Source organism: Streptomyces sp. NPDC107528, assembly GCF_055639295.1.
In genome coordinates, this window is the sequence record NZ_JBVKAV010000011.1 from 382,912 (window position 1) to 406,878 (window position 23,967).

Genomic DNA, 23,967 nt, shown 5'->3' on the forward strand with positions numbered 1-23,967 from the left:
GGTCCGTGCGTGACAGCTTCTTGTCAGTCATGTGTACAGGAGTCGGGCTGAGTCGGGCTGCGCACCTACGTCCCGATGGGTCGGTCTGAACATGATGAAGAAGCGCGTCAAGGACAAGGAGGACGCCGGCGCCGTCGCGAAGGAGTGGCTGACGAAGGCCGGCCTCGCGGCCTGACCCGTTCGGCCAGGCGGACACCGTCCCCCCGCACTCCTCCCCACACGCCGGACAGGAGTGCGGGGACCGAGCACGACCGGCGGGCCCGCCATGAGTGCGATGCGGCCGACGACCAGGGCTCCGGCCGACTCAATCCGCAGACCGTCGTGCCTTGTCACTGGGGAAGCGCGGCTGATAGCTGCCGGATACCTCATGCACCTTGCGCAGGCCGAGGAACCCCAGGACGACCGCGGTCACGATGGCCGTGGCGCAGGCGACCAGGGTCCGCAGGGTGTCCCCGGCGCCGGCGGCCTCACAGACCACCGCGGCCAGAACGGCGGTGACGACGGCATTGATGACGCCGACGACAACGGGTGAGCCGGACAGCCAGTGCGTCACCCCGATATGGCGGCGGAAGCTGTATGTCGTCCAGATCCCCGGTGGGTCGTCGTGGTGGCTCGCGATGAAGTACGGCTCGAGCTCCGGTGCGAGCTCGACGTACGCGTGCCGCAGCCGGTTCATGCCGATGATCAGCCAGGCGTCCTCGATGTCCGCCTCGATCAGCCGGAAGTACGTCCCGAACCCGACGAGCAGGACGACTGGCAGCACCAGCAACGCGAACGTCGTGAACTCGGACCCGAACCCCGCCGCGTTGGCCACCAGTGAGAGCGCCACCACCGCGGCCGACAGCACTGTCAGATACGTCCCGGTCCGGCTGAAGATCTCCTGCCACGTCATGCTCCGCGTCGCCAGCAGACTCCAGTGCTCCGTGGCCAGAAACTGCGCATGCGGTGTCCCGGCATCAACACCCTTGAGTTCTCTCATCCCCCGAGTGTGGGACCTCAGCCGTCGACGAGTTCGAAGGGCCCGCCGGTGGTGTGAGCGGTGAGTTCGACGAATTCCCGCGGGTGGCCATGCACGTGCGAAGGGGGAGTCGTTCGTCGAAGGGTTCGGGAGCCATGGCCAGGTCCGGCGTCACGACCGAGGCCGTTGACTTCTGGAGTCTGCCCGGACCCGCATGCTGACGGGGCGGTCGGCGTGCCGGCGTCTTCTGCGCCAGCTGGTGCACCCTGGCGCTCACCGCCCTCCGCATGCGCTCCGGACCTGACGGGCATCCATGCGGAAGGAAACCTGGCACAGGGGAGGACACGGCGTGAATCAGGCATCCCGCCTCATGGTCAGACGACCTCGACCGCCCGGCGTGGACACCCTTCACTACACCCCGCGCAGCTGCCTCCAGGCCATCCGCGAGCCGGGCCACCACAGGATGGTCGCGAGTGTCCTGGCCTCCGGCCTCGTCGACCGGATGATCGCCCTCACCGAAGGCTTCGAGCCGCCGGTCGACATACAACAGGCCCACGTCGACGCGAAGCAGCTCGCGGCCGAGTTCGCTGCGTACGGCGTCACCGTACCCGTCGCCACGACGCGTCACATCACGATGATGCGGGCCCTGATGCCATCATGCGGGCCGGCATGCTGACCGCGCCGCCCGGATCATCGCCGAACACGCGCTGCATCCGGCACATGTTCAACGAGATCGCCCCTTCAGCGAATCGACTTCCTGGCGGGCGACAAGACGTTCTCCTACCAGGCGATCAGCGGCGTCCTCATGGAAGCGGAGTTCACACCCCCCGACCTCGGACGAGCCGAACAGCGACTACGTCCGCATCTTCGACGGCTTCTCCCAGTTCTGGTTCACCTCACTGCAGTTCACCGATGCCTGTCTCGACGCAGGCTTCCAGCGAGCGTTCTGGTCGGCGGCCCTGAGTCCCTGTGCCACGTTCCTCAATGACATCAACGACGTCCTGTCCTTCTACAACCGCCGCTCGGTCAAGGAGAACGTGCACTACCTGGCGGTCTACCGAGATCCTCGAGAGCGGTCTGACGGCCTACCGCCGCGTCCTGGTCCTGGCCGACGACGAGCAACGCCGTCATCTCGACCGCTGCATGCAGGCGTTCATCCACTGGCACTTCCGCAGCCCCCGCTATGGCTGGCAGAAGATCTACCCGGGTCTGACCCCGATCCATGTCTGACGCATGATCTTGCAAGGCGCGGTCGGGCCGGCTGGTTCGATCCGGACCGTTTCCGGAGCCGACGCGATCAGTCGGCGATGCGCAGCAGCAACTTGCCCGTGGACGTGCGCCCGCCCATGAGCCGGTGGGCCTCGGCCGCTTCCGACAGGGGGAACTCCGCGGTGACCGGAAGGCTCACGCTGCCGTCGGTGACCGTACGGAAGGCACGCTCGGTGAGCGAGCGCAGTGCCTCGGGCGCCGACTGCGCGAGAGCGAGGATGGAGAAGCCCCCGACGGAACGGCCCCGCGCGTAGAGCTCGGGCTGCCCGACGTGCCACGGCTCCGCCCCGCTCGCGTTGCCGAAGGACACGAGGCGCCCGAAGACGGCCAGCGTGTCGAGGCCGCGGCGAAGGGTGTCGCCGCCCACCGGGTCGAGGATCAGGTCGACGCCCCTGCCCCCGGTGGCGCGGCGGACGTCCTCGGAGAAGGTATCGGTGGTGAACACCTCGTCGTAGCCGTGCTTGAGGGCGTGGCCGGCCTTGGCCGTGGAGGAGACAACGCCGTACACGGCATCGGCGCCCGCCGCTCGCGCCAACTGCCCCGCCACCGTGCCGATGCCTCCTGCGGCGCCGTGGACCAACACGCTCTCTCCAGCGCGCAGTCGACCCACTTCGTGGAGCAGGGCATGCGCGGTCGGAAGCACGGTCGGCAGCGTGGCCGCGGTCCGCAGGTCCAGGCCCTCGGGGAGCGGGAAGACGGTGGTGGTCTCGGCGACCACGACCTCCGCGTAGGCGCCGGTGTTGACGAGGGCGGCGACCTCCTGGCCCGGGTGCAGTTCCTCGACGCCGGGGCCGACGGCCCGGATCCGTCCGGAGACTTCCAGACCGGGGCGGAAGGGCAGCGAGTCCACCCGGTACCCTTCCGCGCGCGCCTTGAGGTCCGCGAAGTTCACGCCCACGTAGGCAGCGTCGATGGTGACCTGGCCTGGCCCGGGCTGTGGGGTTTCGGCGGTCACGAGCTGCAGCACCTCGGGATCGCCGTACTCCTGGAACTCGACTGCACGCATAAGCGGAACACGCCCCTCAGTGAAGTGTTCAATGGAAAGCGAACACTGGCACTGTAAGATACGGATCGAACACTAGGCAAGCAGCTGGGACACTCCGTGAGGGTGACCCAGCGAGGATGCGCACGGCGGGGAGAGGGGCATGTCGAACCAGGCTGTCGGCAGGAGTCACCGTGCGGCACCGGTGCACACGGATCCCGAGGAAGTCTCCGTCCTGACCGCGCTGTCCGCGCTTGCCGACCCCGTACGTATCCAGCTGATCCGCGAATTGGCAGGATCCGCCGACTGGACGCGCAGCTGTGGCAGCTTCGCCGTGCCCGTCGGCAAAGCCGCACTCAGTCACCACTTCTCGGTCTTGCGCAGTGCCGGACTGGTCGAGCAGCGTGACGAGGGGCCCAAGCGGGTCAACCGACTGCGTCGCCAGGAGTTCGATGCACGCTTCCCGGGGCTTCTGGACCTGCTCCTCCGCCCCGACGGCGCCGACTGAACAACTGGCCCGTGTGCGACCAGGGTGTTGAGCACGGGCGATCCGTCCGTCGGCCGGCGGGAGTGCCTGGACGAGCACGTCGGGGATGTCGCGTGTGTCGTGCCTGTCGTGCGTGGCCGTCGGCTCATGTGCCCAAGTGCAGGGCGTCCGAGATCGACTTGGCGCCGCCGTGCGCGGTGAGGCCGCCGTCGACCGGGATCTCGGCCCCAGTCATGAAGGACGCGTCGTCGGAGAGCAGGAAGGCGACGAGCGGGGTGATCTCGTCGACGGTTCCGGTGCGGCCGAGCGGTGGCTCGCGGACGTTCGCCTCTCGGAACGCGGGCGCCGCGGAGGCGGACATGTCCCTCTCGATGAAGCCGGGGTGGACGTGTTCACGCGGATCCCAACGGGCCCCAGTTCCATGGCGGCGGCCCGCGACAGGCCGCGCAGCACCCACTTGCTGGCTGTGTAGGCGACCGGACAATGGCCGGTGAGTGCTGCGGACGAGCCGACGTTCACGATCGAGGAGCCGGGCGGCATCAGCGAGGCCAGATGCTGGATGTCCAGCAGCGGGCCGGTGGCGTTGACCGCGTGGACCCGGGACATGTCCTCGGGGCGTACGTCGTCGATTCGCGCCCGCCAGGTGACGCCCGCGTTGTTGACCGGCAGTGCACCTGGCCTTATGCCTCACGCAGGTCGGCGGTGAGTTCCGCCCAGTCTTTCTCGCTCGTGACGTCGAGACGGCGGCAGCCGGGTGACTCCGTGACGTCGGTGGCAATCACCCGGGCGCCCTCGCGGGCCAGCGCCGCGGCCTCCGCGGCGCCCTGGCCACTGGCCGCGCCCGTGACCACGACGACCCTGCTGAGCAGCCGTTCGGGACGGAGGTCGGTCACGGCCGTCCCCTCGTGCGGCGTCGGGCGACGGGAATGGACATGGGGCCCGGGCCGGCCACCACGGTGTGGGAGACGGAGCCCCTGCCTTCGACGGTGAGGGTGACCGTGTCGCCAGGCTTCAGGGAAGGCCGGGACTGCTCACCCCGTACACGCCACAGCTCGGCGAGGCAGCCGCCGTTGCCGCAGGTCCCGGAACCGAGGACGTCGCCGGGGCGGACGACGGTGCCGCGTGAGGCGTAGGCGGCCATCTCCTCGAAGGTCCAGCTCATGTTGAACAGCCGGTCCCTGCCCACGACCTCGCCGTTGATCTCGGCGGTGAGCGCCAGGCGCAGGAAGCCGTCCGCGTCGCGGTACTTGGCCAGTTCGTCGGCGGTGACCAAGTAGGGACCCGGCGTCGTGGCGGTGTCCTTGCCCTCGCAGGGGCCGAGGCCGACCTTCATCTCGGTGGACTGCAGGTCTCGGGCCGACCAGTCGTTGAAAACGGTGTAGCCGACGATGTGGTCGCGAGCCTGCTCGGGCGTGAGGTTGCGGCCCTCCCTCCCGATCACGGCGGCGACCTCCAGTTCGAATTCGAGCACGCTCGACCCCGGGGCGCGGCGATGCCGATCGGCCGACGTGGATCACTGGTACCCCTCAGCCTGCCCCGCCGGTTACCGCCCCAGCCCTCGAAACGACCGGTGCAAAAGGCCACTTGGACAGGAAAAACGCAACTTCGACATGGCGCGCAGAGACAGCTACCTTCACCTGGTCTTCGGCGATCGCCCACGGTCGTGCAGGAGTTCCTTCAGGCTGAGCCACCCGCGACGGCATGAGTTGGCCCTGCCCCACGAACCCTCGCTCCGATGCGTAAGCCACCGAACCGGGTCCACACCAGGCAGCCCCAACCAGGGAGAGACGCATGCCCCATCTTGCGCTGTACACATTCGGCGTCCTGAAGTCACCTCTCGCCGAACCCGCACCTCTCACGCGCGAGTTCTACGACATTGGTGAGGCCGTCTACCGGAAGATCAGTCAGCGCCCCGGATACCTCGCGCGTGCTGAAGCGGCAGACGGTGACCGGGGCCTGCTCTTCGAGGCGGACTGGGGTGCATGGGGGGAGTTCGCCGTACCGACTTGGTACGGAAAGGGCCGTACTGTGGAAACCACAGCCTTGGCCGCGACCCTCTCACTCTGGACCGATCTGCGCCCCGCCTTCGACGCCGTCTACACCGGTCTGCACCGTGAGGCGCTGAACAGGCGTTACGACTGGTTCGAGAGGGCAGGACACCCGAACTACGTGTGCTGGTGGGTCTCCGACGGCGTGACACCCACCTGGCAGGACGGGGTTTCCAGGCTGGAACACCTCCACGACCACGGCTCCGCGCCGCGCGCCTTCACCTTCCACCACGCATTCGCCCCGGACGGAACTCCGACCAGGATCAACGGCATCGGGCCGAAGAGCGACCAGGTTCGCTGACAAAGGAGCCTGAACGACTGGGTTCGCTTCAACGCCCCGATTGAATGACGGCGAACATATGCGTCTGCGCCACGGCGGATCCGCCAGCACCTGGGGCTTCGCCCGCTACCTCACGACTTCCAGGGGATCGTGTCCGTGGAGGGCGACCGCGAGGTGGACCTCGATGTGTCGGCCGAGTGGCGTCATGGCCCGCCACCTGACCGAGCGGCTTCAGGCACGGCGGTGAGGCGGGCGACGCCCGAAACACCCGTCACGACGTCCGCGAGCTTGCCGACGGGCCCTTGCATGAATCCTGACTCCCTCGGCGGGGGCAAGCCTCGCGAGACCGCCACTTCCGGCTCCGGCCTCACGGCCCCCGTTGCGTTACCCGACATCACGTCTGGGCCCGGGGCCCTCATGGAGATCCGTGACGCGTGGGCCAGCTGTCACGGCGGCCAGGCCGAGCCCTTCGGCGGCCGCATTGAGCACAGTGCTCCTCAAGCGCTCGGCGCTCTCGGGGCAGCGGCTGCCCGAGGGATGCACACCCGAGGGCCCGGACGGCCCCTTCTCGGTGATCCATGTCCCGTCGTCGGGCCCGCCGAGCGTGAGCAGCAGGCCACGGCCGAGCTGGTGCCCCGTGGTGAACTATTCGGGCAAAGGTGCTAAAGCGCCAGTAATCTGAATAGTGAGTGCCAGGTGCGCCTGTGACAGGAGGATTGGGTGATGACTGAGAACGCCGGCGCAAAGTATGGCGGAGCGCCCGGTTCTCGTGGCCGGACGACCGTCGCCGATGTGGTGGTGGAGAAGATCGCCGGAATGGCGGCACGGGACGTGCTCGGTGTCCATGCCCTGGGCAGCGGATTCGCGCGCTCGATGGGATCCATGCGGGAGCGGGTGCCTGGCGCCGGTAGCGGCAAGTCCGTCACACGTGGCGTCAGTGTCGAGGTCGGAGAGCTGCAGGCGGCCATCGATCTGGAGATCGTCGTCGACTACGGCGTCTCGATCACGGACGTGGCCGGTACGGTCCGGGAGAACGTGATCTCTGCGGTGGAGCGGATGGCCGACCGGGAAGTTGTGGAAGTCAACATCACGGTCAGTGACGTGAAGCTGCCCGACGAGGAGGATGAGGAGGACGAGAGGCAAGAGCGGCAGCGGATCCAGTAGCCGGGGCGGAGCAGCTCGCTTGAGTAAGGGGGCGCGTGATGAGCAGGGCCGTGGTGGGCTTGGTAGCCGGAATGACCCTGGGTTTCGCCGCGTATTTCGGTGACTTCTGGGCCTTTCTGCTGGTGCTGGGGCTGGGTGTCGTCGGTCTCGTGGTCGGGCGGCTCATGGAAGGCGATCTCGAACCGGGCGACTTCGTCCGCCGTCGAGACCGACAGGATCGGATCCGCGATGACCGGCGACGGGCTCGGGGAGACTGGCGGCAGTGACCGGTGAAACAGATCGGCGTCCCGGCATCCCTGCGGGGGGCGCGGCACGATCACCGTCACCGTCGCCGACCGGGTCGTTGCGAAGATCGCAGATCGGACGAGTTGCACCTTGCCTGCGCGCGCTCGCTTAGCTGTCGCGGGGCACAGCAGCAACCAAGGTCACCGCACCGGCCTGCTACACCCTGCGGGCCGAGGCCACCCGCCATCTCTCGCACGCCACCATCCTGAAGCATCAACTCCGCCCTTCTCGACCAGCGCATGGGCGAGCGCTTCCTGAGCTCCGTCTACGCCACCGCCGCGCCGCCCCTGGCAAGCATCGCGGGCCGCCTGTGCACGGCAGGCCACCTTCCGGCCCTGACCCGCCGCACCCATCGCACGGAGGTGCACCCCGTTTCCAGCCGAATATCCAAGCGCAGTAACCAGGGGCGGGTGCCCTGTCTGCGTGTGTACGTCGGCGGATTGTAAATTCACGCGCTTAGGGGGATATTTGCTGGGCAGGCAGTGGTTCGGAGGCTATAATCCCGACCCCCCTCATTCTTGTTCTCTCGCCGGCCCTGATCCTTTGGCGCGGGATTCGTGCTGAGATTTCTGTGGTGGATCGCGATCACCGTTCCTGCTCTTGTGGCTGGTCGGCTTCGTGGCTCGCCCGATGGGGGGAGTGGCCGCTGATATCGCTGGTAGGCGAGCGACATCGGTAGAGCGGGAGCCTCCGCAGGTTTTCGGTGCCGGGTTGAGAATTTCCCACTCAAGAATCAGAGAACCTGGCTTGATTTAGGGCGTGGAACCCTGAACGCAGGGCACCCGCAAACGGAGGAACAGCGGGGGACCCTGCTGTTTTCTGTTTACCGGAGGAGTTGTTTTTCGCGTGACTGAAAATGTGTGGAGCTACAAGCCGACGGCGCGGCTGACGGACGCCGACCTCACCGGGTACAAGGTCGAGGCGACGGACGGCAGCATCGGCAAGGTCGACAAGCACTCCGACGAGATCGGTGACGCCTACCTGGTGGTGGACACCGGTGTGTGGATCTTCGGCAAGGAGGTTCTGCTCCCGGCGAGCACGGTCGTCAGTATCGACCTGGAGGAGCAGAAGGTCTTCGTCGACCGCACCAAGCAACAGATCAAGGATGCTCCCGAGTTCGACCGCGACAAGCACCTCGGCGACGACCGCTACCGTCACGACCTGGGCACGTACTACGGTCCCACCGGCCCGCTGGTCTGATCCAACGCCTGTTCTGAGGAACACGACCCTGGGACTCCGCGAAGAGTCCCAGGGTTCATCTGTGCCGAGGCAGATCACTTAACAAGGCCTCAAGAGCCTCGGCCACCGCGTCGTGGTCAAGCAGCTGCCCTCGCTCCAACGCTCCCTCGCTCTCCAGGCGCCCCGGCATCCCGACCGAGATGCCCGTTATCCAAGCCGGCCGTTCGCACCTGTGGGCGCCCCGTTCGCTGTGCGCACTGGTCCGCTGGGGAGCGGCCCCATCGGCGCCTCCGTTCCCCGCGAGGCCATCGGATCCGGGGCGGCCGCCATGGAAGCCCTGGGTACCTCCAGCCAACGCCCCCAGACGCGACGAGAACAGTTACCAAGCGCTCACCGACGCGCTGTGGAACCACCTCGACCACCTCGACTCCGCAAGCTGACGCCGACCCGCCACGGGTTCCGGTACAAGCCGATGGGCAGTCCCGCTCCGCAGCGTGCCCGTACTGACACGGGCGGCGCGTGCTGGATCTCTGGGGAGATGCGCGCTCGCAAATGTGGGAGGAGGGTGGAGGGAGGGGTGCAGCCTCCGAGACGGGCGCTGGGGCGAAGGCAGGCGCTGGGGAGCTGGGGGCGAAGGCAGGCGCTGGGGCCGGGCGGCGTGGCCGCGCGCGACCGGGCAGCCTGATTCCGCTGACTTGACTTGAGGCCATCTATGGAAACCGAAACAAAAGCCACTCTGGCCGCAGCCCTCGCGACCGGATACGTGTTGGGCCGCACCAAGAAGGGCAAGCTCGCCATCGGTGTCGCCTCCGTGCTCGCCGGTCAAGGACTACTGACCCCCAAAGAGTTGGTCAACCGAGCACTGCGCATGGCGTCCGAGAGCCCTCAGGTCGCCCAACTGCTGGACCAGGTCCGCGGAGAGCTGATGGACTCCGCCCGCGCCGCGCTGTCCGCCACCGCCGACCGCCAGCTGGGAGCGCTGGCCGACTCGTTGCAGCAACGCATCAGCACTCCTGGGGACGAGCCCGACGACGAGGAAGAAGAGCCGCTCGACGAAGGGGAACCGGACGACGAGGAAGAGGCAGCGGAGGAAGAGGAGCCGGAGGAAGAGGAGTCGGAGGAAGAGCCGGAAGAGACACCGCCCCCTCGCAGCCGAGCGAAGAAGAAGACTCCCGCAAGGCGGTCCGGAGCCAAAACACCTCCAAGGAAGAAGGCTCCCGCTGGGAAGAAGGCCGCCGCGTCGAAGCCGACGGCGAAGAAGGCCGCCGCGTCGAAGTCGACGGGGAAGAAGGCCGCCGCGTCGAAGCCGACGGGGAAGAAGGCCGCCGCCGGCAAGACACCCACTCGCGGCAGCCGTAGGAGGTAGCCATGGCCAAGACGGAGGAGAAGACCACTCCGACTGGAACCTCCGGTATGGACCAGCTCAAGGAGCAGCTGTCCGCGTTCGCCGCAGCACAGGGCCAGCGGCTGGTGGACAAGGCCGGAGACAAGATCAGTGATCTCGCTCAGGGCCTGGGAGAGGTCGGCGAAGGCAACGGCACGTTGCTCAACGTCGGCAAGCGCGTACTGGGCGGTGGGGAGTCACCGGTCAAGGCGTTCCTCGGCGAGAAGGCAGGAAACGTGAAGGACAAGGTGGTCGACACCGTCAAGGGAGCCTTCGGGGGCGGCGGCGGCGGCAAGGCGGGGAGCGGGAAGGTCACGAACATCGTCGAGGTCATCGACGTCGGCAAGCCACTGCGCACCGTGTATGACCACTGGACCCAGCTCGAGGAGTTCAGCTCCTTCGCCAAGGGTGTCCAGAGCGTCTCTCAGTCGGACGAGATCGAGAGTGGCTGGAAGGCCAAAATCGCCTTTTCCAGCCGTAGTTGGAAAGCCACCGTGCAGGAGCAGATTCCCGACGAGCGCATCGTCTGGAACTCCGAGGGGTCCAAGGGCTCGACGCGCGGTGCCGTCAGCTTCCACGAACTGACTCCGGACCTCACGCGCGTCGTCGTCGTGGTCGAGTACTACCCGTCCGGCTTCTTCGAGAAGACCGCCAACATCTGGCGCGCGCAGGGACGTCGCCTGCGACTCGACCTCAAGCACTTCATGCGGCACGTCACGCTTTCCGACGACGAGGACCTGGAGGGCTGGCGCGGCGAGATCCGCGACGGCGAAGTGGTCCGTTCACACGAAGAAGGTCTTGAGGACGACGCCGAGGAGGGCGAGCCCGAGGAGGGCGAGCCCGAAGAGGGTGAGGTGGACGACGGCGAGGCCCGGTACGAGGACGAGGACGAGGACGAGGACGAGGACGAGGAGGAAGACGAAGACGAACTGGAGGACGGAGACGAATACGAAGACGAATACGAAGAGGAGGACGAGGAGGACGAAGCGGACCGGTAAGCGGTAGGCGCAACCGGACCGGCGGGGCAGCCCATCACCGGGCCATGTCACGCATGTCGCGGCCCGCCCCGCTGGCCGATGACCAGACCGGTCAGGCCCAGGGCGACGACCACCAGGAACGCCGCGAACTCACCTTGACTGTCGCGGAGTCCGTAGACGTCGGACCTCGTTCACTTTCGTCATGTGAAAGGGCCAGGCCGCTACTGCAGTGCGCGGACCGCGGCCGAGAACACGGGGGGCATCCGGGACGCCGCAGGGACGATGAGACGGGCGGTGCCAGGACGACGGCTCGCGGCCAACAGGGCCCCGGTCAGCAGCCGGTGGCGCCGGGTCAGCCGAATCCAGGCGCTCTCGTATGCCGCCGGTTGTCCGGCGGCCAGGCAGCGGATTGCGGCCCCGGCGGTTGCCACTGCGAGGGCGATGCCTTCGCCGGTGAGGGCGTCCACGTAGCCCGCGGCGTCGCCGACGAGCAGGACACGGCCGGCGGTTCTGTGCCGCACGCGCTGTCGCAGTGGTCCGGCGCCGCGTACCTCAGTCGCGGCCGGGCCGCGCAGCGACGCGGTGAGGGTCGGGAAGTCGGCCAGGTGTGCGTCGTAGCCCCTGCGGCTGCGGCTGAGGACCGCGACGCCCACCAGGTCGTGGCCGATCGGTGTCACGTAGGCCTCGCCGTGCCGGGACCAGTGGACCTCCACGTAGTCCGTCCACGGTTCGACGCGGTAGTGGCGGCGCAGTCCGTAGCGGCCGTGCGGGCGGGCCGGCAGTTCCAGCCCCAGGCCGCGGCGCACCGGGGAGTGCAGGCCGTCGGCGGCGATCAGCCAACGGGCCGTGGTGCCCGCGGCGGTGACCGTGTCCGCGCTCTGGTGCACCTCGCCGACCTTGCCCGGCAGCATCCGTACGCCTAGGTCGAGCGCGCGCCGGTGCAGTGCGGAGTGCAGCGTCGTACGGCGGATCCCCAGCCCACTGCGGCCGCGGAAGGACGCTTCGGCGCGGGTGGTGCCGTCCACGTAACGGATGCCGCGCAGTTCGCGGCCGCTGACCTCGACGCCCAGTGCTCGCAGCGCGGCGACTCCGCCGGGCATGACTCCTTCTCCGCAAGCCTTGTCCACAGGAGTGGTCCGGGGTTCGACGACGGCGGCCTCCAGTCCGGCGAGTGCGGCGTGGATGGCGGCAGCCAGTCCGGCGGGGCCGCCGCCGGCCACCAGTACGTCGATCATGCCGATGCGGGCATGGCCGCGGTGGCCAGTGCCCGGTTCTCGCAGCGGATGCGCACGGTGAGCAGGGCGGCGTTGAGTGCCGTGAACACGGCGGCGGTGGCCCAGGCGGTGTGGACGAGGGGCAGCGCCACGCCCTCGGCGACGACGGCCACGTAGTTCGGATGCCGCAGCCACCGCCACCGGTAGGGGCCGCCCGCCACCAGCGGTAGACCGGGTACGACGATCACCCGGGTGTTCCATCGAGGGCCCAGGGTGTGGATGCACCACCACCGCAGTGCCTGGGCGCCCGCGAGCACGGCCAGCATGGGCCAGGCCAGGGCGGGTACGAAGGGCCGGTCGGCCAGCCATACCTCGGTCGGACAGGCGATCAGCAGGCTGGTGTGGAGGGCGACCATGGCCGGGTAGTGGCCCTGCCCGGTCTCGGTGGCGCCGCGGGCGGTGGTCCAGCGTTCGTTGCGGCGGGCGACGACGAGTTCGGCGACGCGCTCGGCGGTGACGGCGGCCACCAGCAGTCCGTACCAGATCATGTGTCCTTCGTGTCCCTCATGTTCCTCGTGTTCCTCGTGTTCCTCGTGTTCCTCGTGTTCCTCGTGTTCCTCGTGTCCTTCGTGTCTTTCGTGTCCTTCGAGGTACGAACTACCAGCGCAGCAGGACGAGTTCGCAGGCGAAGCCGGGCCCCATCGCCAGCAGCAGGCCCGGCGTGCCCGGCGGCGGGCGGCGTTGGGCCAGGGTGTCGCGCAGTACGTGGAGCACTGACGACGAGGACAGGTTGCCCACGTCGGCCAGGTGACGCCAGGTCACATCGAGAGCCTCCTCGGGCAGGTCGAGGGCCTCGGTCACGGCCTGAAGGACCTTGGGGCCGCCGGGGTGGCACACCCAGGCGGTCACGTCCTTCGGCTTGATTCCGTGGTCGCCGAGGAACCCCTCGACGTCATCGGCGAGGTAACGGCGCACCACATCGGGGACAGTCGGGTCGAGGATGACCTGGAAGCCGGTGTTCTTGATGTCCCAGCCCATGACGCGCCCGGTGTCCGGATACAGGTGACTGCGGGAGTCCACGATCGTCGGGCCCACGGTCTCTTCCGGCCGGCCCGGCGGTCCCGGGCGCTCCCCGCCGTACGCGACGACCGCGGCGGCGCCGTCGCCGAACAGCCCCGTGGCGACCAGGTTGGCCATGGAGGCATCGTTTCGCTGGAAGGTGAGCGAGCACAGTTCGACCGACAGCAGCACCGCCACCTGGCCCGGACGGCCCAACAGGTAGTCGTGCATACGGGCCAGGCCGGCGGCGCCGCCGGCACAGCCCAGGCCGAACAGGGGGAGCCGTTTGACGTCCGGCCGTAGTCCGAGGCGGCCGGCCAGCCGTGCGTCGATCGAGGGGGTGGCGATGCCGGTGACTGAGGTGAAGATCAGCAGGTCCACGTCGGCGGCGGTCAGGCCGGCCATGTGCAGAGCGCCTCGGACGGCCTTGGCGCCCAGGTCGGTGGCGGCGGCGATGAAGACGTCGTTGGCGGCGCCGAATCCGTCCAGTTCCCCGTATCGCTCGAGCGGCAGGGTCATGTGCCGCGAACTGACTTTCACGCTGCGGTGCAGCCGGTCCAGGACCCGGCGGTCGCTGCCCTCCGGCAGACAGGTACGGGCCACCATGTCGGTGATCTCGGGCTGGGTGCGACGGTGCGGTGCGAGGGCACCGTGAACGGCGACGATCCGCGTCATGTGGTTCCCGTCCGGTGACCGACTGGGGTGAGTTGCTTCCCACCCTTTCCCCGGACCGGGCCATCATCACCATGGATCGCCCGTCCGGCGGTCCGGCCGTTCGCCACGAGGGCGCGTGGTCCAGCCGGGTGGGGCCGGGACGCCTACGATCGGCCGGGTGGGCACTCCCGAGCAGTCGACGGTCGGCGGCCCGGCCGCGAGTTGGTCGGGCCGGGTGGGCGGCCTGGCCGGATCGTGCCACCCCGGGCCTGTCGCGGCGGTCACCGCCCTGATGGCAGCCCTCGCCGTCACCGCCGGCCAGGACGCCGCGCGTTGTGTCCTGACCGCCGCCGCTGTGCTGACCGGGCAGTTGTCCGTCGGCTGGTGCAACGACGCGTACGACGCGCGCCGGGACATCGCCGCCGGCCGTCGGGGCAAACCCGTTGTCGACGGCACGGTCGGCGTGACGGAGGTGTGGGTGGCCGCGTGTGCCGCGCTGGCGCTGTGCGTGCCGCTGTCGTTCGCCTGTGGGCTGTGGGCGGGCGCCGTTCACCTGACCGGGGTCGCGGCGGCGTGGGCGTACGACCTGCGACTCAAGGCGACGGCGTGGTCCTGGGCGCCGTACGCGGTGGGGTTCGCCGCGCTCCCGGCGTTCGTGGCGCTGGGGCTGCCGGGGCAGCCATGGCCGGCCTGGTGGGTCGTCACCGCCGGGGCGTTGCTGGGAGTCGGCGCGCATCTGGGCGATGTGCTGCCGGACATCCGCGGGGATCTGGCGACGGGCGTACGGGGCTGGCCGCACCGGCTGGGCCCGGACGGCGCGCGGCTGCTGCTGCCGGTGCCGCTGGTGGCCGCGTCCGCGGTGCTGGCGCTGGGGCCCGCCGGACCACCCGGCAGCTGGGGAATTGCAGCGCTCGCGGTGGCCGGCCTGGTCGCGGGGGCGGGCACGGTGCTGGGACGCCGGTGGGAGCGAGCGGCTTTCGCGGCAGCGGTCGCCGTGGCGGTGGTGGACGTGGCGTTGCTACTGCTGCGCGGCACCGGGATCGCCTGACCGCGCCGCCTGAGTCCTACGACCGCCGCATGCCGATCGTGGCGACCACGCTGGACCTCCTGCGCGAACACGGCCCGGCCGGACCGGCGTTCTGGCGCTTCGGTCGTGACCACCGCGAGCCGTTGCCGGACGCGATCGGCGATCCCCGCCAGGACGCCCTCCGTTCGCACCGCCCCGCTGCCCGACCTTGCCCTCACGAGGTAACTCCCGCCCCGTACGAGACCAGAGAGGTCCAGGGGAGGCGGCTCCCCGCCTCCCCGGCTCGGATCTCCGGCTCGGAAAACGCTCAGTCGATACAGAACTCGTTGCCCTCGATGTCCAGCATCGGGATGCACGCATCATTGCCGTCGTACAGCGTTCGCACGTGTACCGCGCCGAGCGGGACCAGTCGGGCGCATTCGGCCTCAAGCGCGGCAAGGCGCTCTTCACCCACGAGCCCGGTGCCGACCCTCACATCAAGATGCAGCCGGTTCTTGACGGCCTTCCCTTCGGGGACGCGCTGGAAGTACAGTCGCGGGCCCACACCGGAGGGGTCACTGCAGGCGAACCATGAATCCCGCTGCTCAGGTGGCTGCGAACGCCTGAAATCGTCCCAAGTGGCAAACCCTTCCGGTGGCGGCGGGACGACGTACCCCAACACCTCGCACCAGAAACGAGCGAGGCGCTCAGGTTCTGCGCAATCAAAGGTGACTTGGAACTTCTTGATCGCTGACATCGGCGCACGATAGCAGGGCACTCTGCTGCTCATTCCCCCCTCGGATCCAATCGAGCCGGGCTCGCAGTGCCCTAGCTGCGCCGGATCCGGGAGGCGCCCTCCTGACGGATCACTGCGGGTGCGGGTGCCTGCCGTTCAAGGCCTGTTCGACGGTGAGGTGGCAGTCGATGAAAGTGTCTACGCCGACGAGCCGGACGACGCGCTGTACGGGTTCGGTGAGGGCGGCCAGGCGGAGCCAGCCTCCGTCTGCGGCAAGGCTGCGGTGGGCGGCGATGAAGATGTTGATGCCGGTGGAGTCCATGAAGCTGACGCTGCCCATGTCGACCACCACGCGGGAGGGGGCAGGTGTGGTGGTGTTGAGGGCCTGCTGCAGCGGTTGGCTGGTCTGCTGGTCGATCTCCCCGGTCACGGCGACTACGCGGATTCCGTCGTCGACGGTGGTGGTCACCGACAGCCGGCCCAGTTGCCCGGTCCGTTCGGTCCCCGTCATTGCTTGCTCAGCCATGCCTGTGATCCTGGCACGCCTTGTTCGTGGACCCAAGGCCTGCCCGTACCGTGTGGGTGAAATCTGTGGATGGTGGAGCCGGCAACGCGCGTTCTGGCGTCATCGTACGCGGGGGGAGTCAACCGGCCGCCCCTGGGTAGGCGCGGGCCTGTGAAACGAGGGCGACGGTATTGATAAGGGAAGTGGACCCGCTGGGCGAGGACGGCAACGCCCAGGACGGACGTTCCCACGTGCAGACCACGGTGGCCCTGGAGGGCGGCGGTGCGACGATCGCGCAGGCCCGTCACCTGGCCGTCAGCTTCCTCTCCCAGGCGCAGGGCCGGTACGGGGTGCCGGTGTCGCAGCGCGCGATGGAACTGACGCAACTGGTCGTGAGCGAGCTGGTCACGAACGCCCGCAAGTACGCTCCGGGCCCGGTGCTGATGCATTTGGGCATTGCGGGGGAGTGGGTGGAGGTCGTGGTGTGGGACTCCGACCCGGCGCTCCCGGTGGCCCGGGCCGCCGATGCCGGCCGCATCGGCCAGCACGGTCTGGAGATCGTCATGGCGGTCGCCGAGAGTTTCGAGGCGTATCGGGAGCCGGTCGGCAAACGCATCTCCGTCCGCATCGCCCTGCACGATGATGCCGACACCTCCGCGAGCCGGCCCCAGTAGGCCACCCGCCGACGCGTCGACCCGTCGGCGCGTCCATCGCACCGCTGCCGGAGCCGGCCGGCACTCTGGACCGCGTCCGGCGGATCACGGGCAGCCCCGCTGCGGCGGGCGTCCGCGGCTGTGGCCGTACATCCTGTCGGATGCACTTGTCGAACGTCGGGCGTGCTGGACCGGTGGGAGGCGAGTCACCCCCGCTCACGCGGAGAGCCTGTCGTCGACGAATCCGGCTGATTGCTGACGCCTTCACGTCGGGCTTGACGGGTCGGCTGCCTCGTCGTCCAGGGGAGGGTCTGCGTCAGCCGGGCTCGGGGCGGGCTGCTGTGTGACCTCGGGCAGGGCTTGTTCGGCCCAGATCACCTTGCCATGCGGGGTGTAACGGGTGCCCCAGCGATCAGCCATCTGTGACACCAGGAACAGGCCCCGGCCTCCCTCGTCCGTCGTCGCGGCGTACCGCAGGTGTGGTGAGGTGCTGCTGCTGTCGGCCACCTCGCAGATCAGCGCGCGGTCGCGGATCAGCCGCACGTGGATCGGCCCGGCGCCGTAGCGGATGGCGTTGGTGACCAGCTCGCTCAGAATGAGCTCCATGGTGAAACCGAACTCTGAAAGGCCCCACGTTTCGAGCTTCTGGGAAACAGCGTCGCGCATACCCGCGACGGCGGCCGGGTCCGGTGGCACATCCCAGTCGGAGATCCGATCGGGCGGCAGTTCTCTCGTGCGGGCGACGAGCAGGGCGACGTCGTCCTTGGGGCGCCCGGGGAGCAGGCTGTCCAGCACGTCCTGGCAGGTCTCCTCGGGCGGCCGGCCGGGGTGGCCCGCCAGCGCATCCCGCAGCAGTTCCATTCCCACGTCCAGGTCGCGCTTGCGGTCCTCGATCAGGCCGTCGGTGTACAGGACGAGCTGAGTTCCCTCCGCGAGGCACAACTCCGCGGTCTGGAACGGCATGCCGCCGAGGCCCAGAGGTGGACCGGCCGGCACGTCCGGGAAGGTGACGGTTCCGTCGGGGTGGACCAGCGCGGGCGCCAGATGCCCCGCACGTGCCAGGACGTAGCGACGCGTCACGGGGTCGTAGATCCCGTACAGGCAGGTGGCGCCCACGACGCCCGCTGCACTGTCTGCCGTCTCGTTCTGGTCGATGCTCCCGACCAGGTCGTCCAGATGGCTCAGCAACTCGTCGGGTGGCAGATCCAGGGCGGAGAAGTTGTGGACCGCGGTCCGCAGCCTGCCCATCGTGGCGGCGGCGTGCAGGCCGTGGCCGACCACGTCGCCGACGGCCAGTGCCACCCGGCTCCCCGGCATGGGAATCACGTCGAACCAGTCTCCGCCCACGCCCGACTGGGCGGGCAGGTAGCGGTAGGCGATGTCGAGGGCGTTCTGCACGGGCATCGCCTGCGGCAGCAGACTGCGCTGGAGGGTGACGGCCAAGGCGTGCTCGCGGGTGTACCGGCGGGCGTTGTCGATGTTGACGGCGGCACGGGCCACCAGCTCCTCCGCCAGCGACAGGTCCTCCTCGTTGAAGGGCTCATGCTGCTGCCCGCGCCAGAAGCTGGCCATGCCCAGCACGACGCCACGGGCCTGGATGGGGGCGGTGATGAGCGAGCGGATGCCGTAGTCAATGATCGCCTGGGCACGCTCCGGGTCCTGCACGCGCCAGCCCGTTGCGGTCGGCAGATCGCTCACCAACTGGGAACGGCCGCTGCCGTAGCCGCGTGCCTGGGGAGTGGAGGGAAGGTAGTCGAAGAGCCGGCCCCGTTCGGAGAGCGGGTGGTCGTCCCGGATGCCGCACACGGCCGCGCGTCGCATGTCCGTCCCCGTGGGGGCCGGCTCATCGCCGCGCAGGACGGTGTCGGCCAGGTCCACGGTGACGAAGTCCGCGAAGCGAGGAATGGGGACCCGCGCCAGCTCGTCGGCGGTGCGCAGCACGTCCAGGGTGGTACCGATGTGGAGCCCGGCGTCGTACAGCAGCCTGAGCCGCTCCCGTGCCACCTCCGCCCTGCCGGTCACTGCCTGCAGCTCGGTGGAGTCACGCAGCGTCACCACCGTTCCCTTGGGGCCTCCCTTGCGATCCGTGGGCCGCTGGTTGATCGCGAGCAGCCGGTCTCCCGCGAGGTGCACCTCGTCGGTGGCCTCGCGCCCGGAGGCGAGCAGCGCCTTCGTCTCGGGATCGAGGCCGGGCAGTCCCGAGACGAGCCGTCCCTCTACCTCCGGGGGCAGCTCCAGCAGTCGTCTGGCCTCATCGTTCGCCAACATCAGGCGCCCGTCGGCGGCCACGATCAGGACCCCTTCCCGGACGGAGTGGAGCACCGTGTCGTGGTGCTGGTACATCAGGGTCATCTCGTCCGGGGCCAGGCTGTGTGTCTGCCGTCGCAGCCGCCTGCCCACCAAGACCGTCACACCGATGGACAACGCGAGCGCCCCGGCCCCGGCGCCCAGGATGATCGGTAGTTGCCGGGTCAACTGACTTTCGACGTTCTTGACCTTCATCCCTGCCGAGACCAGGCCCACCACCTTGTCGTCGGCGTTCTCGATCGGGACCGTCGCCTGCACTTCGCGACCGAGCGGGCCGTCGACGCTCTCCACATAGACCCTCCCAGCCAGCGAGGGTCCGATCTCGCCCACGAACTGCTTTCCGATTCGGTCCGGCAAGGGGTGCGTGTACCGGATGCCCTCGGTGTTCATGACCACGATGAAGTCGACATCGGCGGCCCGGCGCGCCGCCTCGGTGAGCGGCTGGAGAATCTTGCTCGGATCCGGGGTCTTCAATGCCTCCAGGACGCCTGGGGAGTGTGCGAAGGTCTGTGCCACGGCCGTGGAGCGGCGTCTGGCCTCGGCGTTGGTATCCCGCTCCGACTGCAGGATGAGAGCGAAGACGCCGCAGGCCACGAGCAGCACCACGAGAGCAACCTGGAAGATCAACACCTGCCCGGCCACGCTCCGCGTGCTCTTGCTGATCACGCGCTTGACCGGTGGGTGTCGAAAACGGGCGAAGCGATTCGCCATGCGCCCTTTTTAACACTGGTGATCCCGACCGGCCAGGCCCCGACTGATCCTCGCCTGGCCGGCCCAGGGAGTCCGGGCGGCCATGTGTTGCATGTCATCGCTCCTCCGGCAGGGCCGTCCGCCGCAAAAGCCGGCGTGCGGTGCATGATTTTCTGCGCGCCCGATGACCATTTAGGCCGATATGATGCATTTTGTGATCACGTCTGCACGGCTGAGGCGCCGCCGCCCCGCCTATAGCGGCCGATGGGAAGCTGCCCGGCTGTCACCCGTGGTCCTGACCGTCCTCATCGCCGTCCTGGCGTTCTCCACACCCCGGGAGATCGCTATCAGCCGCCTTCTGCCCGCCGCACCCGCCCTTGCCGCCGCGATGTGGCCCGTGCTGCCCACGGTCCTGTTGGGGGCGTTCTGCCTGCTGCTCATGACAGTCCTCAGCCTCTTCTACACCGATCTGGGGACGCAGTACACGTCGGCCGCAATCGTCGCGGTCACCTTGGCGGCCGCGTACGGGAGTCATGTCCGACTTCAGCGAGAGGAAATACTCTTCCAAGTCCGGCTCGTCGCCGACGCAGCCCAGAAGGTGCTGCTGCGCCCGATGCCGCGCCGCATCGAGGACGTCGAGATCGAGTCGTTGTATCTGGCGGCCCAGGAACAGGCGCGGATCGGCGGCGACTTCTATGAAGCGATCGGTACACCGCACGGGGTCCGGCTGCTCATAGGTGACGTACGGGGCAAGGGCCTGTCCGCAGTGGGGGTGGCCTCGGCGGTGATCAGCTGCTTCAGGGAGGCCGCGTACGACGAGCCCGACCTGCTGGGCATCATCCGTCGCCTGGAGGCCACCGTCACGCGCCACAGTGCTGTGTTTCCGGCCCAGGACCAGCCCGAGCACTTTGCCACCGCTCTCCTCGCCGAGATCCCGCCCGACGGCGGCAACATACGACTTCTCAACTGCGGACATCCACCACCGCTGATCGCGCATTGCGGGAAGGTCCGGGTCCTGGAGCCCGCCGTCCCCTCCCCGCCCCTCAACCTCGCAGCGCTTATCGGTGACCGCTACTGGGTCGACAGCGTCGCCTTCGCCCCGGGTGACCAGTTGCTGCTCTACACGGACGGCGTATCGGAGGCCCGGGACCATGCCGGCCAGTTCTTTCCGCTCCCGGACTGGATGCAGCGGCAGGGCCTGGAGCAGCCCCGCGAACTGCTCGACCAGCTGCACCGAGCTCTGCTGCGGCACAGCGGCGGAAGGCTGGACGACGACATCGCTGCCCTCGCGCTGAGGCGCTCAGGCGCTCAGGATCGGGGGGCCGTCGGCGTAGAGGGCTGATGACGATGCGGGTTCGCTGCTGATTCGCGCGCCTGAGATCAACCAAACTGCCCGTTCAGTACGGCGTAGTCGAATTCCCCTGCGCTGCGGAAATATGCATTCAACTATTTACGTGCATGAAGAGGGTTCCGCGGGGCACCTGATTGCGCGGAGGTTGATAATCATGGTTCCCCTGCTTCTCGTTCTACTTCTCGCCCTGATCCTTTTCGGTGCCGGATTCGCCCTCAAGGCCCTGTGGTGGATCGCGGTCGTCGTCCTGGTGGTCTGGCTGCTGGGCTTCGTGGTCCGGCCGGCCGGCCACGGCGGCCGCAGGAGCCGCTGGTACCGCTGGTAAACAAAACCCAGCGCGAAGGGCCCCGCCGAAGATCGCCGGCGGGGCCCTTCGGTATGTCACCGCGGCGCACGCATCCACGGAGTTCCCCATCGGACTAATGCGGGCATATTTACGGGGCGAGGGATCATGCCTGTGACGGGCACTCGCAGAAGCCGCCTCTCCGGCAGTTGCCGGGGCTTCCCCGGGATGCCCCGCCGCGCCGCTACGGCCGCGACGCCGCCCGGGTCTCCTCATGGGCATGCGGGTACTCCGCGGAGCGGTGCCGGAAGGCGAGCACCTAGGGGTTCTGGACAACGCCCTCGCGGATCTCGATGGCGTGCCGGATCGTGTCGTCGGCGTCCCAGCCGTCGGGGCCCTGGAGCACGGTGTCCAGATCCGGCAGTAGGGCCTCGCTGTTCTCCCAGGTCGCGGAGTTCCACAGGTAGGAGGGGCTGTGGTCCACCCCGTAGTACCTGACGTGGTCAAGGGGTCGTCCCGCCAGAGGTCGCCCGCCAGTTGCGGATCAGCTCGAAGTCGGCCTACCAATGGCAGCAGGCTTGGCGGGAGGGCGGGGCCGAGGCGTTGGGTTCCCGGGGTACGAGCGGGCAGCGCTGCAAGGTGTCGCCGCAGTGCCGGGAGAAGCCGGCTCACTGCCTGGAGCAAGGGCCGGCTGCGCGCGGCTGGGACCAGAGCCAGGTGTGGACCGAGGCGCGGGCGGTGACGCTGATCGGCAGGAAGTCTCACGGTCTGCGGCGGCTGGATCTGATTCGAGGACGAGGCGGGGTTCACACGCAGGTCGCCGACCGGACGTACCTGGGGACGGCGCGGTATCACCCCGGTCGTGAATATGAACGGCCGCGGCTTCGGGCGGGTCTCGGTTACGTGCTGATCGCGATGCGTCCGGGCTCGCGGACCCGGCGGCGCCATCGGCTGCGACGCCACACCGGACGTGAGGGCGAGCGCCGCAGCTTGTCCGAGCGCGACTGCATCGCCCTCGTCGACGGCGTGCACCAACTGGTCAAGGCACCGATCGTGCTTGTGCGGGACCGCCTGAACACTCACGTGTCCGACGAGATGCGCGACCTGACCAACGCACGCGCCTGGCTGACGGTGTTCACGCTGCCCGTCTACGCGCCCGAGCTGAACGCGGTCGAGTACCGATGGGCCCACGTGAAACACAGCCTCGCGAACCTCGCCGGCGTTGCCCTCGACCGACTCGCCGCGCTCGCGCGCAACCGCCTCAAGCGCTCCAGTACCGCCCCGACGCCCTCGACGCCTTCCTAGCCGGGACCGGACTCGCCATCCATGGACCTCCTGCCACCATCACCCCTAAGCGCCTGGTCAGTTAATCGGTTGCATGCCACCGAGACGGAGTGTCTGATCCCGGCTATGACGATTGTGCTGAGGACGCCGACGGCCGACGGAGTGCGCGAGGCCAGTGCGGCGCTGCGGGAGTGGCAGCACGACGAAACGCCGATGCAACTGCATCCCGGGGACATCGGCTGGAACTACCGGTTCGGGGCGGCCGCGGCGGCCGCGGCGGTACGGACCTGGAGCCGGGACGGACGGATCCTCGCCGTCGGGATGCTGGATACGCCGACGCTCGTGCGCATGACGATCGCTTCCGACGCTTTCCACGACGAGGACCTGGCACGGCGACTCGTCGAGGACTTCTCGCTGCCCGAGCGCGGCGTACTGCCGAAAGGAGCGGTGTCCGTCGAGGCGCCACAGGGCCTGCTGCTCCACGACCTGTTGACCAAGCAGGGCTGGGACGTCGACGAGCCGTGGACGCCGCTCTTCCGCGACCTCGCCGAAGCGGTGGAGGACCCCGGCGTGCGCATCAGGGAGATCGGCCTGGAGCAGGCACAGGACTTCGCCGACGTCCTGCGGTCCGCGTTCAACACCACGAAGCCCACCCGCGAGTACCGGCACAACATGTCCGCGGCACCGTTCCACGCCGACGCCCGCTGCCTGGGTGCTTACGACGACCAGGGCAACCCCGCGGCGGTGGTGACGGTCTGGTCGGCGGGCCCGGGGAAACCAGGACTGGTCGAGCCGATGGGCGTCCACACGGACCACCGCGGCCGCGGCTATGGCCGGGCGATCACGGTCGCCGGGGCGGCCGCACTGCGGGAGATGGGTTCGTCAAGCGTGCGCGTGTGCACACCGAGCTCCAACGTCGGCGGCGTCGCCACGTACAAGGCGGCCGGGTTCGCGGCGCGGCCGGAGATCGCCGACCGGATTCGGAAGGTCTGACGTCGGGTCTGCGGACCTTCTCACCATGCCGCAGCACCTCGTACGGCGGCTGTGCGCGCCAGAGCCTCGTGCGGCAGCCGTACGAGGCTCTGCTCTCGGCTCGATCGGACCCCCACTGCTCCAACTCCGAGGGAGCCCGGCAGATGAGGGCGGTTCGCCCGCGGGGAGATCCGAAGCCCTGTTGTCGGACCACGGTCTCGACCACCCTTCCCACGCGGG

At 68.8% G+C, this 23,967-nt stretch carries 22 protein-coding genes and 4 pseudogenes; 15 read left to right on the forward strand and 11 right to left on the reverse strand.

From position 1 onward, the window contains the following. Positions 1–31 precede the first annotated feature (31 nt). Positions 32–175, forward strand: a complete 144-nt coding sequence (locus ACZ7L5_RS33060) for a hypothetical protein (protein ID WP_471521432.1) — start codon at positions 32–34, stop codon at positions 173–175. Positions 176–304: 129 nt separating this feature from the next. Here ACZ7L5_RS33060 and ACZ7L5_RS33065 read toward each other — a convergent pair whose 3' ends face one another. Next, positions 305–979, reverse strand: a complete 675-nt coding sequence (locus tag ACZ7L5_RS33065; protein WP_471521434.1) for a hypothetical protein — start codon at positions 977–979, stop codon at positions 305–307. 376 nt (positions 980–1,355) lie between these two features. Between ACZ7L5_RS33065 and ACZ7L5_RS33070 the strand changes: the two genes are divergently transcribed. After that, positions 1,356–1,634: a hypothetical protein gene (locus ACZ7L5_RS33070; protein ID WP_471521436.1), complete on the forward strand. Its 279-nt coding sequence runs from the start codon at positions 1,356–1,358 to the stop codon at positions 1,632–1,634. 621 nt (positions 1,635–2,255) lie between these two features. Here the strand turns inward: ACZ7L5_RS33070 and ACZ7L5_RS33075 are convergent. Continuing rightward, entirely contained in the window at positions 2,256–3,233 is a 978-nt protein-coding gene (locus tag ACZ7L5_RS33075; RefSeq protein WP_471521438.1) for a quinone oxidoreductase family protein, read from the reverse strand. Between the two features lie 139 nt (positions 3,234–3,372). Here ACZ7L5_RS33075 and ACZ7L5_RS33080 point away from each other — a divergent pair, with 139 nt between their 5' ends. After that, the gene (locus ACZ7L5_RS33080; RefSeq protein WP_363042875.1) at positions 3,373–3,717 is read left to right on the forward strand and encodes an ArsR/SmtB family transcription factor; all 345 of its coding nucleotides are present in this window, start codon (positions 3,373–3,375) and stop codon (positions 3,715–3,717) included. Between the two features lie 124 nt (positions 3,718–3,841). Here the strand turns inward: ACZ7L5_RS33080 and ACZ7L5_RS33085 are convergent. Both ACZ7L5_RS33085 and ACZ7L5_RS33090 read right to left on the reverse strand, forming a co-directional pair. Then, positions 3,842–4,589, reverse strand: a pseudogene (locus tag ACZ7L5_RS33085) (SDR family NAD(P)-dependent oxidoreductase). Next, positions 4,586–5,179, reverse strand: a pseudogene (locus ACZ7L5_RS33090) (fumarylacetoacetate hydrolase family protein); the annotation flags it as partial. The pseudogenes ACZ7L5_RS33085 and ACZ7L5_RS33090, both read right to left, overlap by 4 nt. 308 nt (positions 5,180–5,487) lie before the next feature. On the opposite strand from ACZ7L5_RS33090, the gene ACZ7L5_RS33095 reads away from it, so the two are divergent. The 6 genes from ACZ7L5_RS33095 (at position 5,488) to ACZ7L5_RS33120 (ending at position 11,034) form a co-directional block, all read left to right on the forward strand. Beyond that, complete coding sequence (locus ACZ7L5_RS33095; protein WP_471521440.1) at positions 5,488–6,045, forward strand: DUF3291 domain-containing protein; 558 nt, start codon at positions 5,488–5,490, stop codon at positions 6,043–6,045. Between the two features lie 702 nt (positions 6,046–6,747). After that, positions 6,748–7,188 (forward strand): Asp23/Gls24 family envelope stress response protein, encoded by a 441-nt coding sequence (locus ACZ7L5_RS33100; protein WP_471521442.1) that lies wholly within the window; start codon positions 6,748–6,750, stop codon positions 7,186–7,188. A gap of 38 nt (positions 7,189–7,226) precedes the next feature. After that, complete coding sequence (locus tag ACZ7L5_RS33105; RefSeq protein WP_471521444.1) at positions 7,227–7,454, forward strand: hypothetical protein; 228 nt, start codon at positions 7,227–7,229, stop codon at positions 7,452–7,454. A gap of 865 nt (positions 7,455–8,319) precedes the next feature. Further along, positions 8,320–8,673: a PRC-barrel domain containing protein gene (locus ACZ7L5_RS33110; RefSeq protein WP_363042899.1), complete on the forward strand. Its 354-nt coding sequence runs from the start codon at positions 8,320–8,322 to the stop codon at positions 8,671–8,673. A 691-nt stretch (positions 8,674–9,364) separates the two neighbouring features. Beyond that, a complete protein-coding gene (locus ACZ7L5_RS33115) occupies positions 9,365–10,018 on the forward strand; it encodes a hypothetical protein (RefSeq protein ID WP_471521446.1) in 654 nt (217 codons plus the stop codon). A 2-nt stretch (positions 10,019–10,020) separates the two neighbouring features. Next, positions 10,021–11,034: an SRPBCC family protein gene (locus ACZ7L5_RS33120; RefSeq protein WP_471521448.1), complete on the forward strand. Its 1,014-nt coding sequence runs from the start codon at positions 10,021–10,023 to the stop codon at positions 11,032–11,034. 200 nt (positions 11,035–11,234) lie between these two features. On the opposite strand, the gene ACZ7L5_RS33125 is transcribed toward ACZ7L5_RS33120, so the two are convergent. The 3 genes from ACZ7L5_RS33125 to ACZ7L5_RS33135 all read right to left on the reverse strand — a co-directional run bounded on the left by ACZ7L5_RS33125 (position 11,235) and on the right by ACZ7L5_RS33135 (position 13,961). Beyond that, the gene (locus ACZ7L5_RS33125; protein WP_471521450.1) at positions 11,235–12,248 is read right to left on the reverse strand and encodes an NAD(P)/FAD-dependent oxidoreductase; all 1,014 of its coding nucleotides are present in this window, start codon (positions 12,246–12,248) and stop codon (positions 11,235–11,237) included. Further along, positions 12,245–12,775, reverse strand: coding sequence for an isoprenylcysteine carboxyl methyltransferase family protein (locus ACZ7L5_RS33130; RefSeq protein ID WP_471521452.1), 531 nt, complete (start codon positions 12,773–12,775; stop codon positions 12,245–12,247). The genes ACZ7L5_RS33125 and ACZ7L5_RS33130 overlap by 4 nt, the downstream gene beginning before the upstream one ends. A 109-nt stretch (positions 12,776–12,884) precedes the next feature. After that, positions 12,885–13,961, reverse strand: a complete 1,077-nt coding sequence (locus tag ACZ7L5_RS33135) for a type III polyketide synthase (RefSeq protein ID WP_471521454.1) — start codon at positions 13,959–13,961, stop codon at positions 12,885–12,887. A 157-nt stretch (positions 13,962–14,118) separates the two neighbouring features. Between ACZ7L5_RS33135 and ACZ7L5_RS33140 the strand changes: the two genes are divergently transcribed. After that, positions 14,119–14,988 carry a UbiA family prenyltransferase gene (locus ACZ7L5_RS33140; protein WP_471521456.1) on the forward strand — a complete coding sequence of 290 codons (870 nt, stop codon included), beginning with the start codon at positions 14,119–14,121 and terminating at the stop codon, positions 14,986–14,988. Positions 14,989–15,274: 286 nt separating this feature from the next. Here ACZ7L5_RS33140 and ACZ7L5_RS33145 read toward each other — a convergent pair whose 3' ends face one another. Both ACZ7L5_RS33145 and ACZ7L5_RS33150 read right to left on the reverse strand, forming a co-directional pair. After that, complete coding sequence (locus ACZ7L5_RS33145) at positions 15,275–15,703, reverse strand: VOC family protein (protein ID WP_471521458.1); 429 nt, start codon at positions 15,701–15,703, stop codon at positions 15,275–15,277. A 109-nt stretch (positions 15,704–15,812) separates the two neighbouring features. Next, the gene (locus ACZ7L5_RS33150; RefSeq protein ID WP_471521460.1) at positions 15,813–16,208 is read right to left on the reverse strand and encodes an STAS domain-containing protein; all 396 of its coding nucleotides are present in this window, start codon (positions 16,206–16,208) and stop codon (positions 15,813–15,815) included. Positions 16,209–16,390: 182 nt separating this feature from the next. Here ACZ7L5_RS33150 and ACZ7L5_RS33155 point away from each other — a divergent pair, with 182 nt between their 5' ends. Next, positions 16,391–16,861, forward strand: coding sequence for an ATP-binding protein (locus ACZ7L5_RS33155; RefSeq protein WP_471521462.1), 471 nt, complete (start codon positions 16,391–16,393; stop codon positions 16,859–16,861). A gap of 243 nt (positions 16,862–17,104) precedes the next feature. Here ACZ7L5_RS33155 and ACZ7L5_RS33160 read toward each other — a convergent pair whose 3' ends face one another. After that, a complete protein-coding gene (locus ACZ7L5_RS33160; protein ID WP_471521464.1) occupies positions 17,105–19,858 on the reverse strand; it encodes a SpoIIE family protein phosphatase in 2,754 nt (917 codons plus the stop codon). Positions 19,859–20,051: 193 nt separating this feature from the next. On the opposite strand from ACZ7L5_RS33160, the gene ACZ7L5_RS33165 reads away from it, so the two are divergent. Further along, positions 20,052–21,179 carry a PP2C family protein-serine/threonine phosphatase gene (locus ACZ7L5_RS33165; RefSeq protein WP_471521466.1) on the forward strand — a complete coding sequence of 376 codons (1,128 nt, stop codon included), beginning with the start codon at positions 20,052–20,054 and terminating at the stop codon, positions 21,177–21,179. A gap of 163 nt (positions 21,180–21,342) precedes the next feature. After that, positions 21,343–21,513 (forward strand): hydrophobic protein, encoded by a 171-nt coding sequence (locus ACZ7L5_RS33170; protein ID WP_328884133.1) that lies wholly within the window; start codon positions 21,343–21,345, stop codon positions 21,511–21,513. Positions 21,514–21,715: 202 nt separating this feature from the next. On the opposite strand, the pseudogene ACZ7L5_RS33175 reads toward ACZ7L5_RS33170, so the two are convergent. Continuing rightward, a pseudogene (locus ACZ7L5_RS33175) lies at positions 21,716–21,964 on the reverse strand (alanine dehydrogenase); the annotation flags it as partial. Between the two features lie 11 nt (positions 21,965–21,975). Here ACZ7L5_RS33175 and ACZ7L5_RS33180 point away from each other — a divergent pair. Together ACZ7L5_RS33180 and ACZ7L5_RS33185 are read left to right on the forward strand one after the other, a co-directional pair. After that, positions 21,976–22,841, forward strand: a pseudogene (locus ACZ7L5_RS33180) (transposase); the annotation flags it as partial. A gap of 40 nt (positions 22,842–22,881) precedes the next feature. After that, positions 22,882–23,748 (forward strand): GNAT family N-acetyltransferase, encoded by an 867-nt coding sequence (locus tag ACZ7L5_RS33185; RefSeq protein WP_471521468.1) that lies wholly within the window; start codon positions 22,882–22,884, stop codon positions 23,746–23,748. Positions 23,749–23,967: the final 219 nt, after the last annotated feature.

Bases quoted from the DNA above. Each gene is read 5' to 3' on its own strand.
- ACZ7L5_RS33065 (WP_471521434.1), bottom strand. From the start codon at position 979: ATGAGAGAACTCAAGGGTGTTGATGCCGGGACACCGCATGCGCAGTTT.
- ACZ7L5_RS33075 (WP_471521438.1), bottom strand. From the start codon at position 3,233: ATGCGTGCAGTCGAGTTCCAGGAGTACGGCGATCCCGAGGTGCTGCAG.
- ACZ7L5_RS33080 (WP_363042875.1), top strand. From the start codon at position 3,373: ATGTCGAACCAGGCTGTCGGCAGGAGTCACCGTGCGGCACCGGTGCAC.
- ACZ7L5_RS33095 (WP_471521440.1), top strand. From the start codon at position 5,488: ATGCCCCATCTTGCGCTGTACACATTCGGCGTCCTGAAGTCACCTCTC.
- ACZ7L5_RS33100 (WP_471521442.1), top strand. From the start codon at position 6,748: ATGACTGAGAACGCCGGCGCAAAGTATGGCGGAGCGCCCGGTTCTCGT.
- ACZ7L5_RS33105 (WP_471521444.1), top strand. From the start codon at position 7,227: ATGAGCAGGGCCGTGGTGGGCTTGGTAGCCGGAATGACCCTGGGTTTC.
- ACZ7L5_RS33115 (WP_471521446.1), top strand. From the start codon at position 9,365: ATGGAAACCGAAACAAAAGCCACTCTGGCCGCAGCCCTCGCGACCGGA.
- ACZ7L5_RS33120 (WP_471521448.1), top strand. From the start codon at position 10,021: ATGGCCAAGACGGAGGAGAAGACCACTCCGACTGGAACCTCCGGTATG.
- ACZ7L5_RS33125 (WP_471521450.1), bottom strand. From the start codon at position 12,248: ATGATCGACGTACTGGTGGCCGGCGGCGGCCCCGCCGGACTGGCTGCC.
- ACZ7L5_RS33130 (WP_471521452.1), bottom strand. From the start codon at position 12,775: ATGATCTGGTACGGACTGCTGGTGGCCGCCGTCACCGCCGAGCGCGTC.
- ACZ7L5_RS33135 (WP_471521454.1), bottom strand. From the start codon at position 13,961: ATGACGCGGATCGTCGCCGTTCACGGTGCCCTCGCACCGCACCGTCGC.
- ACZ7L5_RS33145 (WP_471521458.1), bottom strand. From the start codon at position 15,703: ATGTCAGCGATCAAGAAGTTCCAAGTCACCTTTGATTGCGCAGAACCT.
- ACZ7L5_RS33150 (WP_471521460.1), bottom strand. From the start codon at position 16,208: ATGGCTGAGCAAGCAATGACGGGGACCGAACGGACCGGGCAACTGGGC.
- ACZ7L5_RS33160 (WP_471521464.1), bottom strand. From the start codon at position 19,858: ATGGCGAATCGCTTCGCCCGTTTTCGACACCCACCGGTCAAGCGCGTG.
- ACZ7L5_RS33170 (WP_328884133.1), top strand. From the start codon at position 21,343: ATGGTTCCCCTGCTTCTCGTTCTACTTCTCGCCCTGATCCTTTTCGGT.
- ACZ7L5_RS33185 (WP_471521468.1), top strand. From the start codon at position 22,882: ATGACGATTGTGCTGAGGACGCCGACGGCCGACGGAGTGCGCGAGGCC.